This window comes from Bacteroidota bacterium (assembly GCA_016713925.1).
Classification (GTDB): domain Bacteria; phylum Bacteroidota; class Bacteroidia; order AKYH767-A; family OLB10; genus JAJTFW01.
In genome coordinates, this window is sequence record JADJOH010000008.1 from 522069 (window position 1) to 541974 (window position 19906).

The 19906-nt window shown below is 44.9% G+C and carries 10 protein-coding genes; 4 read left to right on the forward strand and 6 right to left on the reverse strand.

What is annotated here, in order from left to right:
* Positions 1 to 123: 123 nt before the first annotated feature.
* Positions 124 to 1143: a T9SS type A sorting domain-containing protein gene (locus IPJ86_16375; protein ID MBK7888797.1), complete on the forward strand. Its 1020-nt coding sequence runs from the start codon at positions 124 to 126 to the stop codon at positions 1141 to 1143.
* Between the two features lie 214 nt (positions 1144 to 1357).
* Here IPJ86_16375 and IPJ86_16380 read toward each other — a convergent pair whose 3' ends face one another.
* From IPJ86_16380 to IPJ86_16390, 3 genes are all read right to left on the reverse strand, one after another.
* Positions 1358 to 3814, reverse strand: coding sequence for a ribonucleoside-diphosphate reductase subunit alpha (locus IPJ86_16380; GenBank protein ID MBK7888798.1), 2457 nt, complete (start codon positions 3812 to 3814; stop codon positions 1358 to 1360).
* A 462-nt stretch (positions 3815 to 4276) separates the two neighbouring features.
* Complete coding sequence (locus IPJ86_16385) at positions 4277 to 6766, reverse strand: hypothetical protein (GenBank protein ID MBK7888799.1); 2490 nt, start codon at positions 6764 to 6766, stop codon at positions 4277 to 4279.
* A gap of 185 nt (positions 6767 to 6951) precedes the next feature.
* Positions 6952 to 7932, reverse strand: a complete 981-nt coding sequence (locus IPJ86_16390) for an aldo/keto reductase (GenBank protein MBK7888800.1) — start codon at positions 7930 to 7932, stop codon at positions 6952 to 6954.
* Between the two features lie 84 nt (positions 7933 to 8016).
* Between IPJ86_16390 and IPJ86_16395 the strand changes: the two genes are divergently transcribed.
* From IPJ86_16395 to IPJ86_16405, 3 genes are all read left to right on the forward strand, one after another.
* A complete protein-coding gene (locus IPJ86_16395; GenBank protein MBK7888801.1) occupies positions 8017 to 9258 on the forward strand; it encodes a PKD domain-containing protein in 1242 nt (413 codons plus the stop codon).
* A gap of 171 nt (positions 9259 to 9429) precedes the next feature.
* Positions 9430 to 13509, forward strand: coding sequence for a M4 family metallopeptidase (locus IPJ86_16400; protein ID MBK7888802.1), 4080 nt, complete (start codon positions 9430 to 9432; stop codon positions 13507 to 13509).
* 82 nt (positions 13510 to 13591) lie between these two features.
* Positions 13592 to 14680, forward strand: coding sequence for an AI-2E family transporter (locus IPJ86_16405; protein MBK7888803.1), 1089 nt, complete (start codon positions 13592 to 13594; stop codon positions 14678 to 14680).
* A 617-nt stretch (positions 14681 to 15297) separates the two neighbouring features.
* Here IPJ86_16405 and IPJ86_16410 read toward each other — a convergent pair.
* The 3 genes from IPJ86_16410 to lysS form a co-directional block, all read right to left on the reverse strand.
* Positions 15298 to 16053, reverse strand: coding sequence for a hypothetical protein (locus IPJ86_16410; GenBank protein MBK7888804.1), 756 nt, complete (start codon positions 16051 to 16053; stop codon positions 15298 to 15300).
* An 11-nt stretch (positions 16054 to 16064) separates the two neighbouring features.
* Positions 16065 to 17150, reverse strand: a complete 1086-nt coding sequence (locus tag IPJ86_16415; protein ID MBK7888805.1) for a M20/M25/M40 family metallo-hydrolase — start codon at positions 17148 to 17150, stop codon at positions 16065 to 16067.
* A gap of 826 nt (positions 17151 to 17976) precedes the next feature.
* The gene (lysS, locus tag IPJ86_16420) at positions 17977 to 19698 is read right to left on the reverse strand and encodes a lysine--tRNA ligase (GenBank protein MBK7888806.1); all 1722 of its coding nucleotides are present in this window, start codon (positions 19696 to 19698) and stop codon (positions 17977 to 17979) included.
* Positions 19699 to 19906 lie beyond the last annotated feature (208 nt).

Here is a 19906-nt window from a genome sequence, read left to right on the forward strand (position 1 = left end):
CATTCCGGAGCTTGCGGAATTTCTATTGCAAACTATAAAAGTAGAAAGTAAATATGCCGGGTAGATCAACCTGCTTACTTAAAATCCAATTCATATCTTTAACACATGAAAAATAATAAATAAATGAAAAAAATATACTTCTTATTGCTCTGCCTCGTCGCTCAGGCATCGTATGCGCAGCTCACCCTCTCCGGTTCTTTTAATCCTGCAGGGATCTCTTCATTATGCGCGCTGGGTTATGATACCGTACTTCAAAAAGTTTGGGTGTATAATTGTAACGGCGACAGTATCCATTGCTTTGATCCGACGGGGGTGCCACTAGGCGCCATACTTGCACCCGGAATACCTGCAAACGATGTAGATGTGGAGATCGCTCCGGTGGCATTTAATATGGGCGGTACTGCTATTCCACAAGGGACTTTGTTGTTTATACATGGTGAAACAGATTCAGCCGAAATTTATGCTATCGATCCGCTTACCGGTGTAATACTTGATACGCTTCTTACCTCATTCGGCAATAGTCATGTGGTAGGTGGTGCTTTTAGTCCGGGAACAGGATCCTTTTTCTTAGTGCAGGACAACGTTCCGGGAGCAACTTTGGAAAATTTGATCGGCGAAGTAAACCCGCTGACCGGTTCCCTTATTCAAAGTTACCAGATCACTTCTTTGTTTAATGTTTCATTCGGTGATTTGGAAGTCGGTGAAAATGGAAATTTATATGTGGCCAGCAGCGCGGAGGATAGTATTCTGGAAATAACCACTCAGGGTCAATTGGTTCAAATGCATGATATCCCGAATACTGTGGGCCCTATTTCAGGTATGGATTTGAATTGTGGCAGTGCTACCGTTTGGGTATGTAGTACAAATGGAAATGTGTATAGCCTCGGGCAATCTAACTGCAATACACCAACAGGTATCGCTGTAAATGAAATTCAAAGCAGTTTTGCTGTATACCCTAATCCATCTACTGCGATGTTTTACTTCGATAAGGATGTAGATATATTAGGCGTCTATAATCTGTATGGTGAAAGAATTTTACCGGCAAATCAAAAAGTAAAAATGATTGACCTAAACAATTTCTCGTCCGGAATTTATTTTCTTCAAACAGTTGACGGAATTGTAAGTCGCTTAAACAAACTTTAGAAACACGAATTTTATTTCAAACTCCATCGGAGCGACAGCAATGCAGCTCCATCGGAGCGACATTATTATAGCGACATTATTATTACACCCTGAAGTGCTATTGTATTCCAATTCATAATCGGCAAGCAGCAAGATGTAATATCCATTTCCAAAATTTTCATCAAACTAAAAAAGGCTGCCCTATCAAGACAGCCTTTTTATGAATAAATTTTTATCAACTACCGCACATCAAACACCCATCCGGATTATCCAACGAGCAGGACAATTGATCCGCTACCGATGGATTATCATCCGTGAAATGCGTCACCACATCGTTTGCAGAGGGTGTAGACGAGATCACCGTAGTGGTAGTGGTAGTAGCAGTGGTCGCCATCACCACTTCATCTGCGGTATGGGGTGTCATCTCGTACTGCTTATCTACAGTAAACTTAATCGCTGAAGCAGCAGGTTTCGTGCGCAGATAATACATGCCTGTTTTTAAACCTTTCTCCCATGCGTAGAAATGCATCGACGTGAGTTTGGCGAAATTAGGATCAGCAATGAAGAGATTCAAGGACTGACTCTGACAAATATAAGCACCTCTCTCCGCAGCCATGTCAATTACCGTACGCTGTTTGATTTCCCAAACGGTTTTATAAAGTTCCTTAATCTCTTCGGGAATTTCATTAATACTTTGCACCGATCCGTTGGCAGCGATAATTTTATTTTTCATATCGTTGTTCCAAAGATTGAGGCGGACAAGATCCATCAACAGATGTTTATTTACTACGATGAATTCTCCGCTCAATACACGACGTGAATAAATATTGGTGGTGTAAGGTTCGAAGCATTCGTTGTTGCCGAGGATTTGTGAAGTAGATGCAGTAGGCATCGGTGCGAGCAATAGTGAATTGCGTACTCCGTATTTCTTCACTTCTTCACGCAACACATCCCATTCCCATCTGTCTGTCGGTTTTACATTCCACATATCAAACTGGAAGATGCCTTGCGATACCGGTGAACCTTCGAAAGTAGAGTAGGGGCCTTCCACTTTGGCGAGGTCCTTCGACGCTGTCATCGCCGCGTAGTAAATGGTTTCGAAAATTTCACGGTTCAGTCGGCGTGCTTCTTCACTCTCGAAAGGATAGCGCATCAAAATAAATGCATCCGCCAATCCCTGTACACCAATACCAATCGGGCGATGACGCAAATTGCTGTTCTCCGCTTCAATGATCGGATAATAGTTTACATCAATGATACGATTGAGATTCTTTGTCGCCACATAAGTGATCTCAAACAAGCGCTGATGATCAAATTGTCCGTTGATGACAAAGCGTGGTAATGCAATGGAAGCAAGGTTACACACCGCTACTTCATCGTGTGCAGTATACTCTACAATTTCAGTGCAGAGGTTGGAACTTTTTATTGTTCCCAGATTTTTCTGATTGCTCTTCTCGTTGCAGGCATCCTTGTACAATATATAAGGAGTACCGGTTTCAATTTGTGATTCAAGTACAGCGGTCCAGAGTTCACGTGCCGGAATGGTACGGCGGGCTCTTCCTTCTGATTCATATTTTGTGTAAAGCAACTCGAACTCCATGCCATAGCAATCGCTGAGTCCGGGAGCTTCATTGGGGCAGAATAAACTCCATTCTCCCTCTTCTTTCACACGCTTCATGAAGAGATCCGGAATCCAGAGTGCGAAGAATAAATCACGCGCACGCATCTCTTCCTTACCATGATTCTTTTTCAATTCTAAAAATTCGAAAACATCAGCATGCCAGGGCTCCAGATACATGGCAAAGGAACCTTTTCGTTTTCCACCACCCTGATCTACATAACGCGCCGTATCATTGAAGACACGTAACATCGGAACTATACCGTTGCTGGTGCCGTTGGTGCCGCGAATGTAAGAACCTGTCGCGCGAATATTATGAATGCTCAGACCAATACCTCCGGCACTTTGTGAAATCTGTGCACATTGCTTCAACGTATTGTAAATGCCATCGATACTATCCGATTGCATCTGTAAAAGGAAGCAGGAGCTTAACTGTGGTTTCGGCGTACCTGAATTGAATAAAGTAGGTGTTGCATGCGTGAACCAGCGCTCACTCATGAGGTTATACGTTTCAATGGCAGCATCAATATCCTTTTTATGGATACCCACTGCTACACGCATGAGCATATGCTGCGGACGCTCCACTACTTTCCCTCTGAGTTTCAGCAGGTAGGATTTCTCAAGCGTTTTGAATCCGAAATAATCATAGCCAAAATCACGGTCATATATAATAGTAGAGTCCAGCAAATCGGCATGCTCTCGTATGACCTCCATCACATCATCAGCGATCAATGGCGCTTTCTTTCCCGTTTTGGGATCAATATACTCATAGAGGTCGGTCATTGTCTCTGAAAACGACTTCTTTGTGTTTTTATGTAAATTGGAAATAGCGATCCGGGACGCCAGAAGAGCAAAGTCCGGGTGACGCGTAGTAAGAGATGCCGCTGTTTCCGCCGCCAGATTATCCAGCTCTGTGGTGGTCACACCGTCATAAACGCCTTCAATCACTTTTTGTGCTACCAATATGGCTTGCACATGCTCCGGCGAGAGGCCATAGCAAAGTTTTTGCACGCGTGCGGTGATTTTGTCAAATTTCACCGTTTCCTTCTTCCCATCTCTTTTGAGTACGAACATAGTTTTTTTGTGTTTTTGGGTTAAAAATGAGGTTGCACTTATATAATAGAGTCAATTCTTTCAATTTATCTTCAAATTGGAGAGTCGATTACTCCTGCAACGTGAAGACGTTACTTTTAATTATCCGGTATATTCAGATGAGTTTGAAAACCAGCTTCTTTCTCTTAATAAGGGATGAGTCGCTTAACCGGTCACAAATCACGTTAAAGATATCGTTAGCAACAAGTAGTATTTTTTCACATTAGCCCTCATTTTTCAACAAAATCAAGGTGCGTAAAAATAGTTGCTCAAAAACTTTGATTCCATGAAAAATACAGTATATAGAGAAAAACTATACATAAATACTACATGTTTGAACGCGGATCACGCGGATTTATCTGATTTCCGCAGATAAATTTACTGCAATAAAACAATCCGCGATCATCCGCTAAATCCGTTTCATCTGCGTTCCTTACAAAATTATTATTTAAGAATTAATTTATAAATGAACGAAGATTGTTTTACATCGGTTCGTATGAAGTAGAGTCCTTTGTTCAGATGATTCAGTTGTATGCTCCCCCCAATTCCTGGCAGATCCTGTATATAACGTCCAAGGATATCCGTTAAATATATACGCTCCACCGGTTCCATCACTTCAAGATGGAATTCTCCATCGTTCGGATTTTCGAAACGCAGCAAGTGATTGTTCTTCGTTTCTTCTATTCCTGCCGTATTGTTGGTTGATTTAAAAAGCCCGCCTCCAAATGTGGTGACCCATACTTCTGAAGGCAGTCCCGGTTTATAAAATATGCGCTCCGGATGCCGGAACGGAAAAGTGGCATCCCGCTGAAAAACCGGATTGCTCGTATGAAGCCCCGTACATCTCCATAATCCTTGTGTTTCTGTACTCATCCATGCTGCTCCTGTTGTAGCAGGATCCATGGTGATGGAAGTGATTCTGTCGGCACCACTGAAGATGCGTGTCCAGCTTTGTCCTCTGTCCGTTGTTTTGTAGAGTCCTCCTAATCCATTCGGCGCTCCTCCCCAGCCACTCCAGACACCCGTGTACCATGTGTTCTGCTGAGGATCTCCCGGATCAATGACGATGTCTTTCGTGTAATACTGCATGCCTGCATCACTGCGGTCGATCCAGTTCGTTGCTCCGGGCGGTAAAATAAATATTCCTGATGATGGGGTGAAGGTTCCTGCTGCATCTCTTCTTCCAGAATAACTCGCAACAAGTGTTCCGTCATTGAGGACATGTATATTGAAAGGATGTCCTTCGGTGCGTGGAGGATTGTTGAGTTTTACCCAAACGCTTGCACTCCCTGCAGAAAGGTTGTCGGTTTTCCAGATGCCTCCTTCTCCCACACCATTGGCATAGTGAATCACTGAAGCATACATGCGGTTGGGGTTGTTAGGATCTGTCGCGAGCCAGATGACAGGATGATTGAAGTCGTGCAGCGTCTGCCAGGTGCTGCCGTTGTTGCTGCTGTAACGGATCATACCTTGTCCGGGATCAATGCGGGAGTCACTGAGATAAGTGGTTTGATAGAGGTCATGCACCGTGCTCGTGGCAGCGTAGAGGGTATTGCTGACAGCATGTTTCAATACATAGTACGTGGTGTTCTGCGTAGTGGCTGCCATCATCCTCCATTTGTTGCCGCCATCATCACTGCGGATGCCGTTGATGTCAGAAGCTGCGGAATATAGTTGTTGCGTAGTGTTCCAGCAGAGCCACCAATGACTCGTGTTCTCCAAGCCATTACCGTTATAGGCTTTGAGGATGGGCGTGTTGGAAGCTGCACCGTTTTGATCTGCACTGTTCACATAAGCCTGTTTCCAGGTGGTACCTCCCGTCTCCGTCACATGCACAAAGCCCAGATCCGTAAAGGCGACACGATTGACGTCGTTGGGTGCTACGGCGAGGCCAAGGACATACTCTCCATAGCCCCAGCCTCTGTCGCCGCCATCTCCGTTCCAGCCGGTGGAGATGTTATTGTTGAGGGTTGTTTGAAAAACGGAGTTCCATAATGCGCCGCCCGTCACGCTTTTATAGATAACAGGATAGCCGGCATTCATATCACCTCCGCCGGCGTAAACGGTGTTGACATCGTTCTCCGGACAAGCTACAAAGAATATTTTATCCGATGGAGCGATGCCGGTCGTGCGTAATGTCCAGGTGGAAGAGGTTCCCGTGCAGGAATAGATGCCTGTAGATGCGGTATAGTCTGCGCCGGTGATGCCTGCGTAGAGATCCGCCTGAGGCATCAGGGCAGCGTAGAGGCGGACATTATTTCCGTTTCTCGCCCCGGCAAAGGAACTCATCCCCATTCCCGAAGGCCATCCGCTCATGATGACCGGAATAAAGAGGGTTCCCATATTTCCCGAGTAGATCATTCCGGCTGAGGTCCCGAGATAGATATCATTCCCGTCAAAGAAAGCCCCTGCCATATGGATGCCATTTCCGTTGTTGTTAAACGTATAGACCATCTGATAGGTCGCCCCGCAGTTGTTCGTGTACCAGATCCGGTCCCATCCGGCGAGAAAGTAACGCGTGGTGGTGTTAGGATCGGCGTAAATGGTATAGGCTTCACCGTTAGATGGGTCAGGCAGGGGATCCCAACTCTGACCTCCATCCGTACTCAGCACCGGGCGACGTTGGTCTAATCCATTTATAGATGAATGATCAATGGCGTAGATGGAATCGGGATCAGCGGTAAAAGCCAGAGAAACAGTATTTCCTCCCTGTACTACTTCAGCATGCTGTAATTGCCAGTCTTCACCGAAGTTATTGCTCCGGTAAAATCCGCTCATATCACTGCTCACCCAAAGCTCCTGCGGTGTATGCGGTGAAATGACGGGACTGTAGAAAGCTCCCCCGCCGCCGATACCCGCTGATGTCCATGTTTGAGCAGGTAAAACTCCAGGCAATAGCATTATCAGCAATGGAATTCTCAGCCTTAACATCATTCAAATATAAGGTCACAACAAAGCAGAAACGCCTGAATATTCAACTAAAACTTACAAATTGATATTTGACCGGGTTCACCACTAAGTCACTAAGGGCACTAAGAGGCACTTAGAAGTTCTAAAAAATTTATGGATGCTCTAAGTGTTCTAAGTGGACTTAGTGTCTAAGTGGTTATCATTGACGATCAATACTCCGGCAGCACCGGTTTATTCCCCATGATCTGATCTATTTTTTCCATGATCTCGTTCGTAAGCAAGGGCAAGATCTCCGGTGATTTGATATTTTCTTCCAGTTGCGAAACCTTACTGGCACCGAGTATCACTGTACTGACATGCGGATTCTTCAGACACCAGGCAATGGAAAGTTGCGATAAACTAACGCCCAGGCTATCCGAAATATTTTTCAATTCCTTCACCTTCGCCAGTTTTTCAGGAGTGATGTTCCGCTCACGGAGCCAGTCGAGGCCCTGCATGGATAATCTTGTTTCTCCTGCTTCACCGAGATATTTCCCGCTCAGTAATCCCGAGGATAAGGGTGACCAGATGGTGGTACCCAAACCCTGATAACGGAAAATGTGGAGATAATCATCTTCCATTTTTTTTCTTTCAAAGAGGTTGTACTGTGGTTGTTCCATCACCGGTGCGATGAGATGATGTTTCTCCGCTTCGAGATGCGCCTGCAGAATTTCGGGGGCACTCCACTCGGAAGTTCCCCAGTATAGTATTTTCCCCTGCTGGATGAGCGTGTTCATCGCCTGCACGGTTTCGAGAATCGGTGTTTGCTTATCCGGTCGATGACAGAAATACAGATCGATGTACTCCACCTGCAAGCGCTTCAATGCGGCTTCACATCCTTCTAAAATATGCTTCCTGCTCAATCCCCGTTGATTCGGCTTGCTTTCCTCGTAACCGAAAAATACTTTGCTTGACACCAGATAGGAGCTACGTGTCCAGTTTAGGTTTTTTAACGCCTTCCCCATTACGATTTCACTTTGTCCGCGTGAATAAATTTCCGCATTGTCAAAAAAGTTAATGCCGGCATCGTAGGCTTTTGCCATGAGCGTTTCGGCGATATTGTCTTCAATCTGCTTGCCAAATGTCAGCCAGCTTCCCAACGACAATGCGCTGATCTGTATTCCTGTGTTTCCGAGTTTGCGGTATTCCATGATGTGGTGGTTATTGAGTAATTTGACAAATGTACGACAGACAACACAGTAATTGGATTATTTAATTTTATAATTTTGATCTATATGAAGAAGTGCTTATTACCTATACTGTTGCTCTGTCCTTTTATTATCGTCACAGCCCAAACCACCAGCGTCCTTTTTATCGGCAACAGCTACACAGCGTCCAATAATCTCCCGCAATTGTTTTCAGATCTCGCACTGAGCATGGGTGATACCGTCATCGTGGATTCAAATACACCGGGCGGTTATACTTTTCAGGGGCATACCACCAATGCTACCACGCTGGCAAAGATCAATACGCAGCCCTGGGACTTTGTATTTTTGCAGGAACAAAGTCAGCTTCCTTCTTTTTCTCCGCCGCAGGTAGCCGTGGATGTGTACCCTTATGCAAGGATGCTCGATTCCCTCATTTATGTAAATGATAGTTGCACCGAAACCGTTTTTTACATGACCTGGGGTCGCAAGTATGGGGATGCGGGCAATTGCGCGAACTGGCCACCGGTTTGTACATTTACCGGGATGCAGCAGCAACTACGGGATGCCTATGTGCAAATGGCCAATGATAATAATGCACTCGTGGCTCCCGTCGGACAAGCATGGAAAGAAAGCTGGTTTACCGATACTACCATTAATTTATGGGTGGGCGATAACAGTCACCCTGCTGTTGCCGGTTCTTACCTGACCGCCTGTGTGATGTATGCCACCATTTTCAGAAAGGCGTCTTCTATCGCTACCTTTTATGCCGGACTTCCCCCTGCAACAGCCCAATATCTGCAACAGATCGCCGATCAGGTGGTGTTTGATAGTTTGCCGGTGTGGAATGTTGGTGACTTTGATGTGCAATCGGATTTCATTTACAACGCGAATAACCTGCAGGTACAATTCACCGATCAAAGTCTGTTTGCCGATTGGTGGCAATGGGATTTTGGTGATGGAAGTGTTTCTGCATTGCAACATCCCCTGCATACCTATTCATCTGATGGAGTCTATATCGTAAAACTGTTAAGTGGGAATAGTTGTGAAGCCGATAGTGCGTTTGAGCAGATCGTGGTCACCACTACCGGTCAGGCAGAGGTGGAAAAGAGTTCCTGTTTGCAGTATCTGGGTGAAAATACCTTCCTGATAAATTGTGGGGATGTCATCAACGCGACTGTTTATTTCCCTGATGGTCGTCGGGTGATGGAAGTAAAAGGAGTGATGTCAGAAGGCAGGATCGATTTAAACACCTTGCATTCAGGCATTTATTTGATTGAAATCACCTTCTCAAATAGAAGCAGGGTGAATTTGAAGTGGCATAAAGACTAGAATAGTTGCCCCTTTATTTTTCTTCAAAATATTTTCGGGAACCACTTTCACAGTATAAATGTATTCCGTACATTAGCAATCCTTGTCGTGCAGGCTGCGTGAAAACTCACTTCCCTTTTCAGCTTGTGTGATTGCCCTCTACGAATAACCCAAAACAATACCTTAACACTTATGAAAAAAATCTTACTGGGATGTATGCTTGCCCTTGGTATGCAACCTGTATCAGCACAAATCCTTTCCGGCGCGGAAGCTGTGAAAGTACATCCTGCAGCAGCGGAAGTTCGCTACAGCCATCGATCCATCGCTCCCCTCTACATTGGCTTCCGTGCGAATGCCTTTGTAGCCGCCTCGTCCGGGATGGAGGTGCTTCAATCTACACTCGGTGCAGGTACTTCAGATACCTGGAAGCTGATCCGCACAGATCGTGATGACCTTGGAATGTCACATCAGCGTTACCAACAGTATTATCAAAATGTACCGGTGGTGACAGGAGAATATATCCTGCATGAACAACAAGGTCGTCTCTTATCGGCCAATGGTCATTTCTTCCGTAACCTGAATGTGAATACAGCTGCAGCACTTGATGAAAAATCAGCACTGGCAGCAGCTTTAAATGATATTGGTGCAAGCAAATATTTATGGCAGACTTCAGAAGAAGAGCAACATGCGCGCACGGGACATGATCACGGTGATGTCTATCCGAAAGGTGAGCTGGTGGTCTTGCCGGCAATAGGCATAAATAAAAGTAAAGAAGCCGCCCTCTGCTGGAAGTTCGATGTGTATGCCACAGAACCGCATGAGCGCTGGGCGATTTTTGTAGATGCACAAACCGGTCAGATACTTTTTAAAGAGAATAAAATCTGTACGATTACCGTAACCGGTACAGCAGTAACAAAGTACAGCGGTACACAATCCTTGAAAACAGACAGCATTAGTCCCGGGAATTACCGCTTGCGTGATTATTCCAGAGGCAGTGGTGTCGAGACCTATGATTGCAATAATGGTACAAGCTATGCAGGTGCAGTTGATTTTACCGATACCGATAATTTTTGGAATACTACCACCAACCAGGACGATGCTGCTTACGATGCACATTGGGGAACTCAAAAGACCTACGATTATTATTTCTTAACACATGGCCGTAACAGTTATAACAATGCCGGTGCAGTGTTGAAGTCGTATATTCACTATAGTTCTAATTACAACAATGCCTTCTGGAACGGATCTGTGATGACCTACGGAGATGGTGATGGTGCTACTTTCTCACCACTCACGGAAGTAGATATTATAGCCCATGAGTTGACACATGGCGTAACGAGTTTCTCCTCCAATCTGGTGTATTCCTACGAATCCGGTGCGCTCAACGAATCTTTCTCTGATATCTTCGGAGTGACTGTAGATTTTTATGCACGTCCGCTCACGGCCAATTTCCTGATCGGTGATCAAACCTATACGCCCGGCACTCCCGGTGATGCCTTGCGTTACATGAATAATCCAAGTATTGCCGGTGATCCCGATACTTACCTCGGACCAAACTGGTACACGGGTGCAGGAGATAACGGTGGTGTACATATCAACAGTGGTGTGCAAAATTTCTGGTACTACCTGCTTTGTCAGGGTGGAACCGGAACCAATGATTTAGGTTTTGTTTACAATGTAAACGGGATCGGAATGAATAAAGCGAGAATGATTGCTTATCGTAACAATACCTTTTATCTTACCTCCGGATCACAATACGATGATGCCGCGTTTTATGCATTGAAATCCGCAAACGATTTATACGGCAACTGTTCTCCGGAAGCGTATTCAGTTAAAAATGCCTGGGATGCAGTAGGCGTATACGGTTTGCTGATCAATACCAATGCAATTGCTGCTATTTCGGGAGGTGCTTGCGCAGGTTCAACGATTCAACTGACTGCCTCGGGAGGAACTACCTTCGTATGGTCGGGACCGGGTGGATTTAATTCCTCAGCCGCTAACCCAACTATACCGAATGCAAGTGCAGCAAACAATGGCTTATATTCCTGTTTGATCACTGATGCCAACGGTTGCAGTGGAACAGCGTCTGTTTCTGTCGCGGTGAGTGTTGCTCCGGCAGTATCAGCAACAGGGGGCTCAGCCAATTGTGGCGGAGGAAGTGTGCAACTCAATGCCAATGCTTCTGTGCCGGGTCAGGGTGGAAATAATGCGAGCAATAGTACTCCGCTGAATCTTCCCGATTATCCAAATCCCGGGGTGACATCATCGTTAGCTATTTCCGGTAGTTCTAACGCGAATGCACTTATTGCTATTAAGATCGATTCCCTTACACATACCTACGATGCTGATCTTAGAATTGAACTCATTGCTCCTAACGGTTCCGTCATAACGCTGGCCAGTGGAGTGGGTGGTGCAGGAGATAATTTCATCCGCACTCGTTTTACTACCACCGGAACCGCTATTACCAATGGTACGGCTCCTTTTACCGGAAACTATACCCCGCAGCAAGCATTTTCAAATCTTACAGGTACCGCTAATGGCACCTGGGTTTTGAGAATTACTGATCTGGGTGGTCAGGATATCGGTGTACTCTGGAAATGGTCGCTTGAACTACCCGGCAATTCAATTGTCTCGTATCAATGGACGCCTGCTACCGGTTTAAACAATGCGACCATTGCGAATCCTTTGGCATCGCCCGGAAGTACAACCAACTATGTCGTAACAGTTACAGATAATAATGGCTGTACTGCTTCTTCTTCCACCACCGTTACAGTAGGTACGTTGAGCGCGAACACGAATCAAACCAATGTGAGTTGTTTTGGATCGAATAATGGTTCTGCCACTGTTTCTGTTGCAGGTGCAACCGGTAGTCCGGTATACAACTGGTCCAACGGTGCAAGTTCTTCTACTGTGAATGGACTGAGTGCCGGAACCTATACGTATACAGTAACTGACGGTTCAGGATGTACTGCTACGGGCAATGTAGTCATTACATCTCCCGCGCAATTGCAGGGATACCTTACAGCACAAAATGCAAGTTGCGGAGCGAATGATGGATCTGCTTACCTGACTTTTTCAGGTGGTGTAGCGCCGTATAGCTACCTATGGAATACCGGTGCGGTTACTTCCAATATTTCCGGATTAGGAGCCGGTACATATACAGTGACAGTGATGGATGTGAATGGTTGTTCATTCAATACGAATACAACTGTTCTATCTAACGGTACCGGAGCTCCGAATACACCCGCCTCGGTTACCGGAAATAAAACCGGTGTTTGTCCGGGAGTAACAAAGAATTATTCCTGTCCTGCTGTAAGTGGAGCAACCACCTATACCTGGACACCTCCCACAGGAGCTACAGTAGTGAGCGGGCAAGGAACAACCAATGTGGCAGTACTGTTTCAGGCCGGATTTACCAGTGGAACTTTGAAAGTGCTGGCTTCAAACAATTGTGGAAACAGCGCTCAGAAAAGTGTGACCCTTCGAAGTCTTGCCAATAAGCCTGCTGCGATTACCGGACCTGCAACCAGCAACGCTTGCGGTTCAGTAAGTACTTATACTATTCCGGCTTCTACTACAGGAGCAACTTCACATGCATGGTCAGTAACCGGAGGCGGAACTATTCTGAGTGGTCAGGGAACGACTTCTGTTCAGGTGCAATGGCCGGTTGCTGCAGTAAGCGGTGCGGGTGTTTGTGTTACGGCAAATAATACTTGCGGAAGCAGTGCAGCGAGATGTATCTCCGGTATTACCACATTGCCCTTGAAACCCGGGGTCAGCGGTGTGAGTTCAGTTTGTGCCAATCAAACCAATTTGAATTATAATGTTACGAATGCGCAAGCCGGTGTTAATTATCAGTGGATCGTACCGGGAAGTGCAACTATCGTTAGCGGTCAGGGCAGTCCTGCCATTAATGTAAACTGGGGTGGTGCGACAGGATACGTTAAAGTAACCGCCAGCAATAACTGCGGTGCTGCTGTACAGAAAAATTTTAAAGTTACTGTAACCTGCCGCGAAGGCGTTGAACAAATGAACGATGTGACTTTATTCCCGAATCCGGGTAACGGTCAAACTAAAATTACCTTCAACACTGACCCCGGAAATTACAATGTAACGGTCTCCGATGTATTGGGTAAAGTGGTGTTTACAGGTCAGGGAAGTAGCGATACTTATGAGTTGAATCTGATGGAAGAGCATGCAGGTATGTATTTTGTATCTGTTCGCTTTGATGACGATCAGCAAAAAGTGTTGCGGATGATTATTAATAAGTAATCAAAATATAAATGATAAGAATCAAGCCCGGAAATTATTTCGGGCTTTTTTCTTATTTATCAAATAGGTTTATCTTTACTCTATGAATTCCGGTAAACCGATCTCTGCTTCTTTTGCATCTTACTTCTATTTTACCGGAGCTTTACTTTTTACCGGAGTATTGCTTAGGCTGGGAAGTTCATTGTTTATTCCATTGGCTTATGCTTTGTTTATAAGCATCGTGCTGTACCCTGTATGTCATACAATGGAGAAAAAGGGAGTGGAGCGCAATTTATCTATATTAATCGGACTTGTTTTGATTACTGTATTCATTGCAGTACTTATTTTGATTTTTGGATGGCAGTTACAGTCAATTTTTTCTGAGTGGCCGCAGATTCGAGAAAAATTGAATGAGCTTTTACTGGCCATAGAGCAATATTTATCAGAAAAGTTTGGTCTGACAAATGAGGAAATGATGCTATGGCTGCAAAGTGCTGTGGATAATGTCATGGGTTCATCCACAGGTGGAATAGGTACAACACTTCAATCATTGATGGTTAATCTCGCCATGCTATTACTCATTCCGATTTATGCATTTCTCATTTTGCACTATCGGAGACGCCTGGTAGAAATGCTATATCTCCTGCTACCGGATAAACAAAGAAACCGGGTAACAGAAGTCATACATCTCGCCATCAGAACCTATTTTAAGTTTATTAAGGGAATGGCATTGGTATATATAATTGTGGGAACTTTGAATTCTATCGGTCTATGGCTGATGGGAATTCCGTATCCTTTTTTGTTTGGTTATATCACTGCCGTTATGACTTTTATTCCGTATGTAGGTATCATTGTCGCCGGAATTATGCCTATCACCTATGCCTGGATCACTTATGGTGTTATCTGGTATCCGTTGGGCGTAATCTTTCTGTTTACGTTTGTGCAATACCTTGAAGCCAATATCATTTTTCCCTGGGCTGTGGGTCAGCGGCTTGAATTGAATACACTGGCAACATTGATTGTTATTGTGGTGGGAGGTATTATTTGGGGGGCTTCCGGAATGATACTTTTTATTCCTTTCGCAGCCATTTTAAAACTAATTGCAGATCGTATGCCCGGATGGGAGGCCTTGTCTATGTTTCTTGGAGTGAAAGGAGTTTCTAAAGAGGAAAAGACCGGGGAATCATTATAGTATTAATAATTCCTGACTTCCGCATTGGGACATCCTAAATTAAAATTCGAAGAGTATTTTGACTATCTTCAGAGTAGTTTTTGCAGAAGACAGAAAAAGAAATAACCTCAGAACGGAGATGGATATTTCTTCCATATAAGCCCTGTAGGGGCGGTATCTCTGTAACCGACAAACTCCCCTATCCTTTTAACCGCCGGCAGCCGACCTAAGGTCGGCTGCCGGCATAGGTGGGAGAAGATGTGATTCTTATTTTACAGAGATACCGCCCCTACAGGGCTTCTAAATCTCAAGACTTCTCAGTTATGTTTTATCACCCTTAGGACACCCTAAAACACCCGTTAATTTGCTGCAACAGATTGAATTAGTATTACTTTTAAAATCAACTGTTTTTTTCTGCGGAAGTCAGGACTAATTGCAGATCGTATGCCGGGATGGGAAGCCTTGTCAAAGTTCCTCGGCGCTTGACCATGTAAGAAGACGGGGAGTTGTCAGATGGAAAAAATTTATAAGCGATAGTAACACTTTCTTTTTTCGACAGTAGCAATGGAAAATGGAGGTGGATTGTTTGCAGAAATGATGGAATGAAAATCAGATCCGGTAAAAATAAGACCGGCTTCTTATTGCTCCATATAATTATAATACTTCTCTTTGATATACACCGCAAGCTCATATTGTGTGAGCGACTTCATCAAAAATTCGCTTAGTCCGAGGTAATCAATAAAGGCATTGTATTCATTGTACTTCATTTCGATTAATCCCGCCCTGCTGTAGTTGGCCAAAATTTCACGCAGCAAATCTCTGCGCCGGTCTTCATTCATGAGTTCGGCCACTCTGCGCTTGCTTCTTTCTTTACGGCTGAATTCCTGATACAAGGCAGTAATCGGACTCTGCCAGGCGTCCACTCCGCTGAGACGATAATCTTTTGAACTATAGCCCAGTTTCTTAATATCTTCTTCAATGCGGCTGAGGTCGCGGGGGATAAAGATGGTGGCTTCTTTCAACGTGATGCTGATCTTTTTTAAAGGGACGATGATGGTATAGAAATCCTTAAGAACAGAATCACGGAAACAGATCTTATCAGATCGGTAACCCAATGCCGTTATAACCAGCGTGTCGTTTTTTTCAATCGAAATGCTGAAGCTATTGTCGGCGTTTCCGAAAATTCCCTGCTGCGTGCGGAGGTTAATGACCATTACCTGCTCCAGTAAAAAAGCAGGATGATCTTCATCCATCGCCTTGCCATTGATGGTGATGTACTGTTGAGCGAATGTGTTAAAAGAAAATAAGAATACAAAAAGGATCATCCATAAAAATCGCAAAGCAGGGAAGTGAATGACCGCCCTGCTTTGTATGAATGATGGAATGTGAATCATCAAGAATTCAATTAAAATTCCACATCGATTTTCTTTTCTTCCTTTCCTCTGAGGAGCGTAACCGTTGCTTTTTCACCTTTATTGAACTTTCCCAATGCTTTCATATAACTCATCATGTCGAGGACTTTATGATCGCCAATTTGTTTTACAATATCCCCGGCAAGCAATCCGGCTTTGGCAGCAGGCTTTCCATCGCTGACCCCATCGATGCGCATTCCCTCTCCTTCAAAAGCATAATCAGGAACAACACCGAGGGTGACTTTAAATCGGGGGGCATCTTCGTTCTGCTCTTCTTTTGTTTTTATAAATGATATTTTTCCTTTATCATCCAATTTATCAATCAGGGTAATCATGTAATTTAAAATATCCAGCTCGCCTTTATAATTGATCAAGGCTTCGTCATCGGAAGGTTTATGATAATCATTGTGGGTGCCGCTAAAGAAATGCAATACCGGAATGTTCTTCAGGTAAAAGGATGTATGGTCAGAGGGGCCAACACCCGATTCGGTGGTTTTGATTTTCATGCCGGACGGTTTGATAAAATCCATGGTGATTTTCCAGGCATCAGAAGTGCCCACACCACTTACTATCAAGGTCGGCTCTTCCGGTTTCAAACGTCCGATCATATCCATGTTCAACATGTAGTTGACTTTTTCAAGATCAATGGTAGATTTTTTGGTGAAATGTCCGGAGCCTAATAAGCCCTTTTCCTCTCCCGAAAACGCCATGAAAAGGTAATTGTTGTTCTTCGGACCCTTTTCCTTGATATAGCGCGCTAACTCAATCACACCTGCCACACCGCTGGCATTATCGTCAGCGCCATTGTGCACTGCCGGTTCTCCACGATAAAGGGATTCGTCTCCGCCATGTCCCAGGTGATCGTAATGTGCGCCGATAACAATTGTTGTTGCTGCTTTGTTGTCGAGATACCCCATCACATTATTACCGGTGGCTTCTTCTTTGATGATTTCCGCTACCATATCCATTTGAACAGGTGCGGTGCCATTTAGAATCGCTGATTTTGCCCTGACCATATAAAGCACAGGAATAGCGCATGGAGTAATTCTCATCTTGGCATTGAGTGTGGGCTCCTTCATTTCTTTATCGGAAGTGTAAAACAATACACCTGCAGCACCATACTTAATCGCGGTATCAATCCTTGATCTCAGATCAGCAAACTCAGCAAACTTTGAATGAGGTCCGTCTTTATCAGGAGTAGCGGCATCAATAATAAAAATTTTGCCTTTGAGATCGATCCCTCTCAGGAAATCACTGGTATAATCATTATGACCTAACTTAGGAGCATTAATACCATACCCCACTTTAATCCCCTGACCTTTCGCAGCAGCATTCGCAGAATAAGGTAGAGGGTAAAATGCATGACCGGCACTTAGAGGAGTAGTTCCAACAATCAGTTTTGATTTCGGACCCACCTGGAGACTTTTCGTGAAGTTGAAAGGTTGCAGGAAGCCATTTTCTCCCTTCGGACTTAAGCCAATTGCTTTAAATTCCTTAATAATATAATTGCGCGCCAACTCTTCTCCCTTAGTACCCGGCTCACGGCCGCCGAATTCATCAGAGGCTAAGGTGGAGATATGTTGTTTAATAAGAGGGTGCACCCTGGCAGAGTCCAGTTGAGCAAAACCGTTCAACGAGAAGAGGAGGGCTATTACCGATAGCGGTAAGCGCATCTGTAAGTTGTAATTCATCATAAGTTTTAATTGCAAGTGCAAAAATAGTGTAAAAGAAGCCCGTTTCGGGAATTTTGTGTCCGATACGAGTCATATTTAACCAAAGGATTTAGGTATACCATGAAGCGTTTCGCTTTTCTCGATTCTGCTTCATGGTTATATCATTGCGGAAAATTTCCAGGGTATAAAGGAGTTGTTTAAACTATGATCAACGTGACAAAGAGCCAGTCAATCAACCTGCTACCCACGTCCGTACCTCATCGATACTTGGCATGCTGGCTTCGAGTTTGAGTTTCTTCCGCATTCCTCCCAGGTCATTGAAGAGCTTATTGGCATTGACCGCCTTGAGCTGATCCCGGGTTTGTATGCCCATTTTGCGAAGTACATCGTCCCAGGGAGCAGGAATGCCCTCCAGGTGAGCCGTCTCATGCTCGAAAGAGGAGATCGCTGCTTCCGGACGCATCTGCGGGAAGAACAACACATCCTGTATGGAAGCCGAATTGGTCATGATCATGCTGAGACGGTCGATGCCGATACCGAGACCGGCCGTGGGTGGCATACCGTATTCGATGGCTCGTAAAAAGTCTTCATCCAGTTGCATCGCTTCTTCATCACCGCGTTTCCCCAATTCTAACTGCTCTTCAAAGCGCGCCCGCTGGTCAATAGGATCATTCAGCTCCGAGAAGGCGTTGCAGATTTCCTTGCCGTTGCAGATGGCTTCGAAGCGTTCCACGAGACCTTCCTTGCTGCGGTGTTTCTTCGCCAGCGGACTCATCTCTACCGGATAGTCGGTGATAAAAGTAGGTTGTATCAGTTTATGCTCACAGTGCGTACCAAAAATTTCATCGATCAGTTTACCGCGTCCCATGGTATCATCTACCTCCACACCGAGTTTCACAGCCGCAGCCCGCATTTCCGCTTCAGTCATTTCTGTAATATCTACTCCGGTAAAATGTTGAATAGCCTCATACATAGTGTACCGTTTCCACGGACGTTTGAAGTTAATAACGTTATCGCCTACCCGAACTTCGGTGGTGCCGTGAAGATCCATCGCCACTTTCTCTACCATCTCCTCCACGAGTTCCATCATCCAGTAATAATCTTTGTAGGCCACATATAATTCCACCTGTGTAAATTCAGGATTATGAAACCTCGACATCCCTTCGTTGCGGAAGTCTTTGGCAAATTCAAAAACACCTTCATAGCCGCCTACGATTAATCGCTTCAGATAAAGTTCGTTCGCGATACGCAGGTACAAGGTCATGTCCAGGGTATTGTGGTGCGTCTTGAATGGACGGGCCGCTGCTCCACCATACAAGGGCTGCAAGATGGGCGTCTCCACTTCCAGATAACCGTTGCCGCCCAGATAGTGTCGTATGCTGTTCACCAGTTTGGTGCGCTGAACAAATGTTTCACGGACGTGCGGATTCACAATCAGATCTACATAACGCTGACGATAGCGCTGCTCGGCATCACTGAACGCGTCAAACACCTCTCCGTCTTTTTCCTTCACCACTGGCAAGGGACGCAATGATTTTGTCAGCAAGGAGAATTCAACCACATGCACAGAAATCTCTCCGGTTTGCGTTTTGAAGACATAGCCTTTCACCCCGATAATATCACCGGTATCAATCAGTTTTTTAAATACAGTATTGTAAAGCGCCTTGTCTTCTCCGGGACAAACATCATCTCTTCGGATATACACCTGAATCCGTCCACCGGCATCCTGCAACTCCGCAAATGAGGCATTGCCCATAATACGACGGCTCATGATACGTCCTGCAATCACCACTTCCTTAAAAGCGTCAGGATTCTTCTCAAAGCCCTCGTGAATAGCGATGGAATTGGTATTGATCGGGTATAATTCAGCCGGATAAGGGTTGATACCCAGTTTATAGAGCTCCTCAAGGCTCTGGCGGCGAAGGACTTCCTGTTCGGAGAAATTGTGACTCATGGGAGCAAAAATAAATAAAAGACGGTAGCAACGGAAATCCTGGGTGAGAAGAAATTGGTCTTTAACAATTGGTTATACTAAAATCTAAAGGGGGACAACGAAATACGAAATTTTGCGAAAATACGAAATACGAAATATGAGGTAGCTTGCTTTCCATCGCGAGCAACGCCTCGCGACGAAAGGGCGAATCCGCGAAGGCACGAAAGTA

Coding starts and splice junctions, on each gene's coding strand:
- IPJ86_16375 (MBK7888797.1), top strand. CDS start 124: ATGAAAAAAATATACTTCTTATTGCTCTGCCTCGTCGCTCAGGCATCG.
- IPJ86_16380 (MBK7888798.1), bottom strand. CDS start 3,814: ATGTTCGTACTCAAAAGAGATGGGAAGAAGGAAACGGTGAAATTTGAC.
- IPJ86_16385 (MBK7888799.1), bottom strand. CDS start 6,766: ATGATGTTAAGGCTGAGAATTCCATTGCTGATAATGCTATTGCCTGGA.
- IPJ86_16390 (MBK7888800.1), bottom strand. CDS start 7,932: ATGGAATACCGCAAACTCGGAAACACAGGAATACAGATCAGCGCATTG.
- IPJ86_16395 (MBK7888801.1), top strand. CDS start 8,017: ATGAAGAAGTGCTTATTACCTATACTGTTGCTCTGTCCTTTTATTATC.
- IPJ86_16400 (MBK7888802.1), top strand. CDS start 9,430: ATGAAAAAAATCTTACTGGGATGTATGCTTGCCCTTGGTATGCAACCT.
- IPJ86_16405 (MBK7888803.1), top strand. CDS start 13,592: ATGAATTCCGGTAAACCGATCTCTGCTTCTTTTGCATCTTACTTCTAT.
- IPJ86_16410 (MBK7888804.1), bottom strand. CDS start 16,053: ATGATTCACATTCCATCATTCATACAAAGCAGGGCGGTCATTCACTTC.
- IPJ86_16415 (MBK7888805.1), bottom strand. CDS start 17,150: ATGAAGGAGCCCACACTCAATGCCAAGATGAGAATTACTCCATGCGCT.
- lysS (MBK7888806.1), bottom strand. CDS start 19,698: ATGAGTCACAATTTCTCCGAACAGGAAGTCCTTCGCCGCCAGAGCCTT.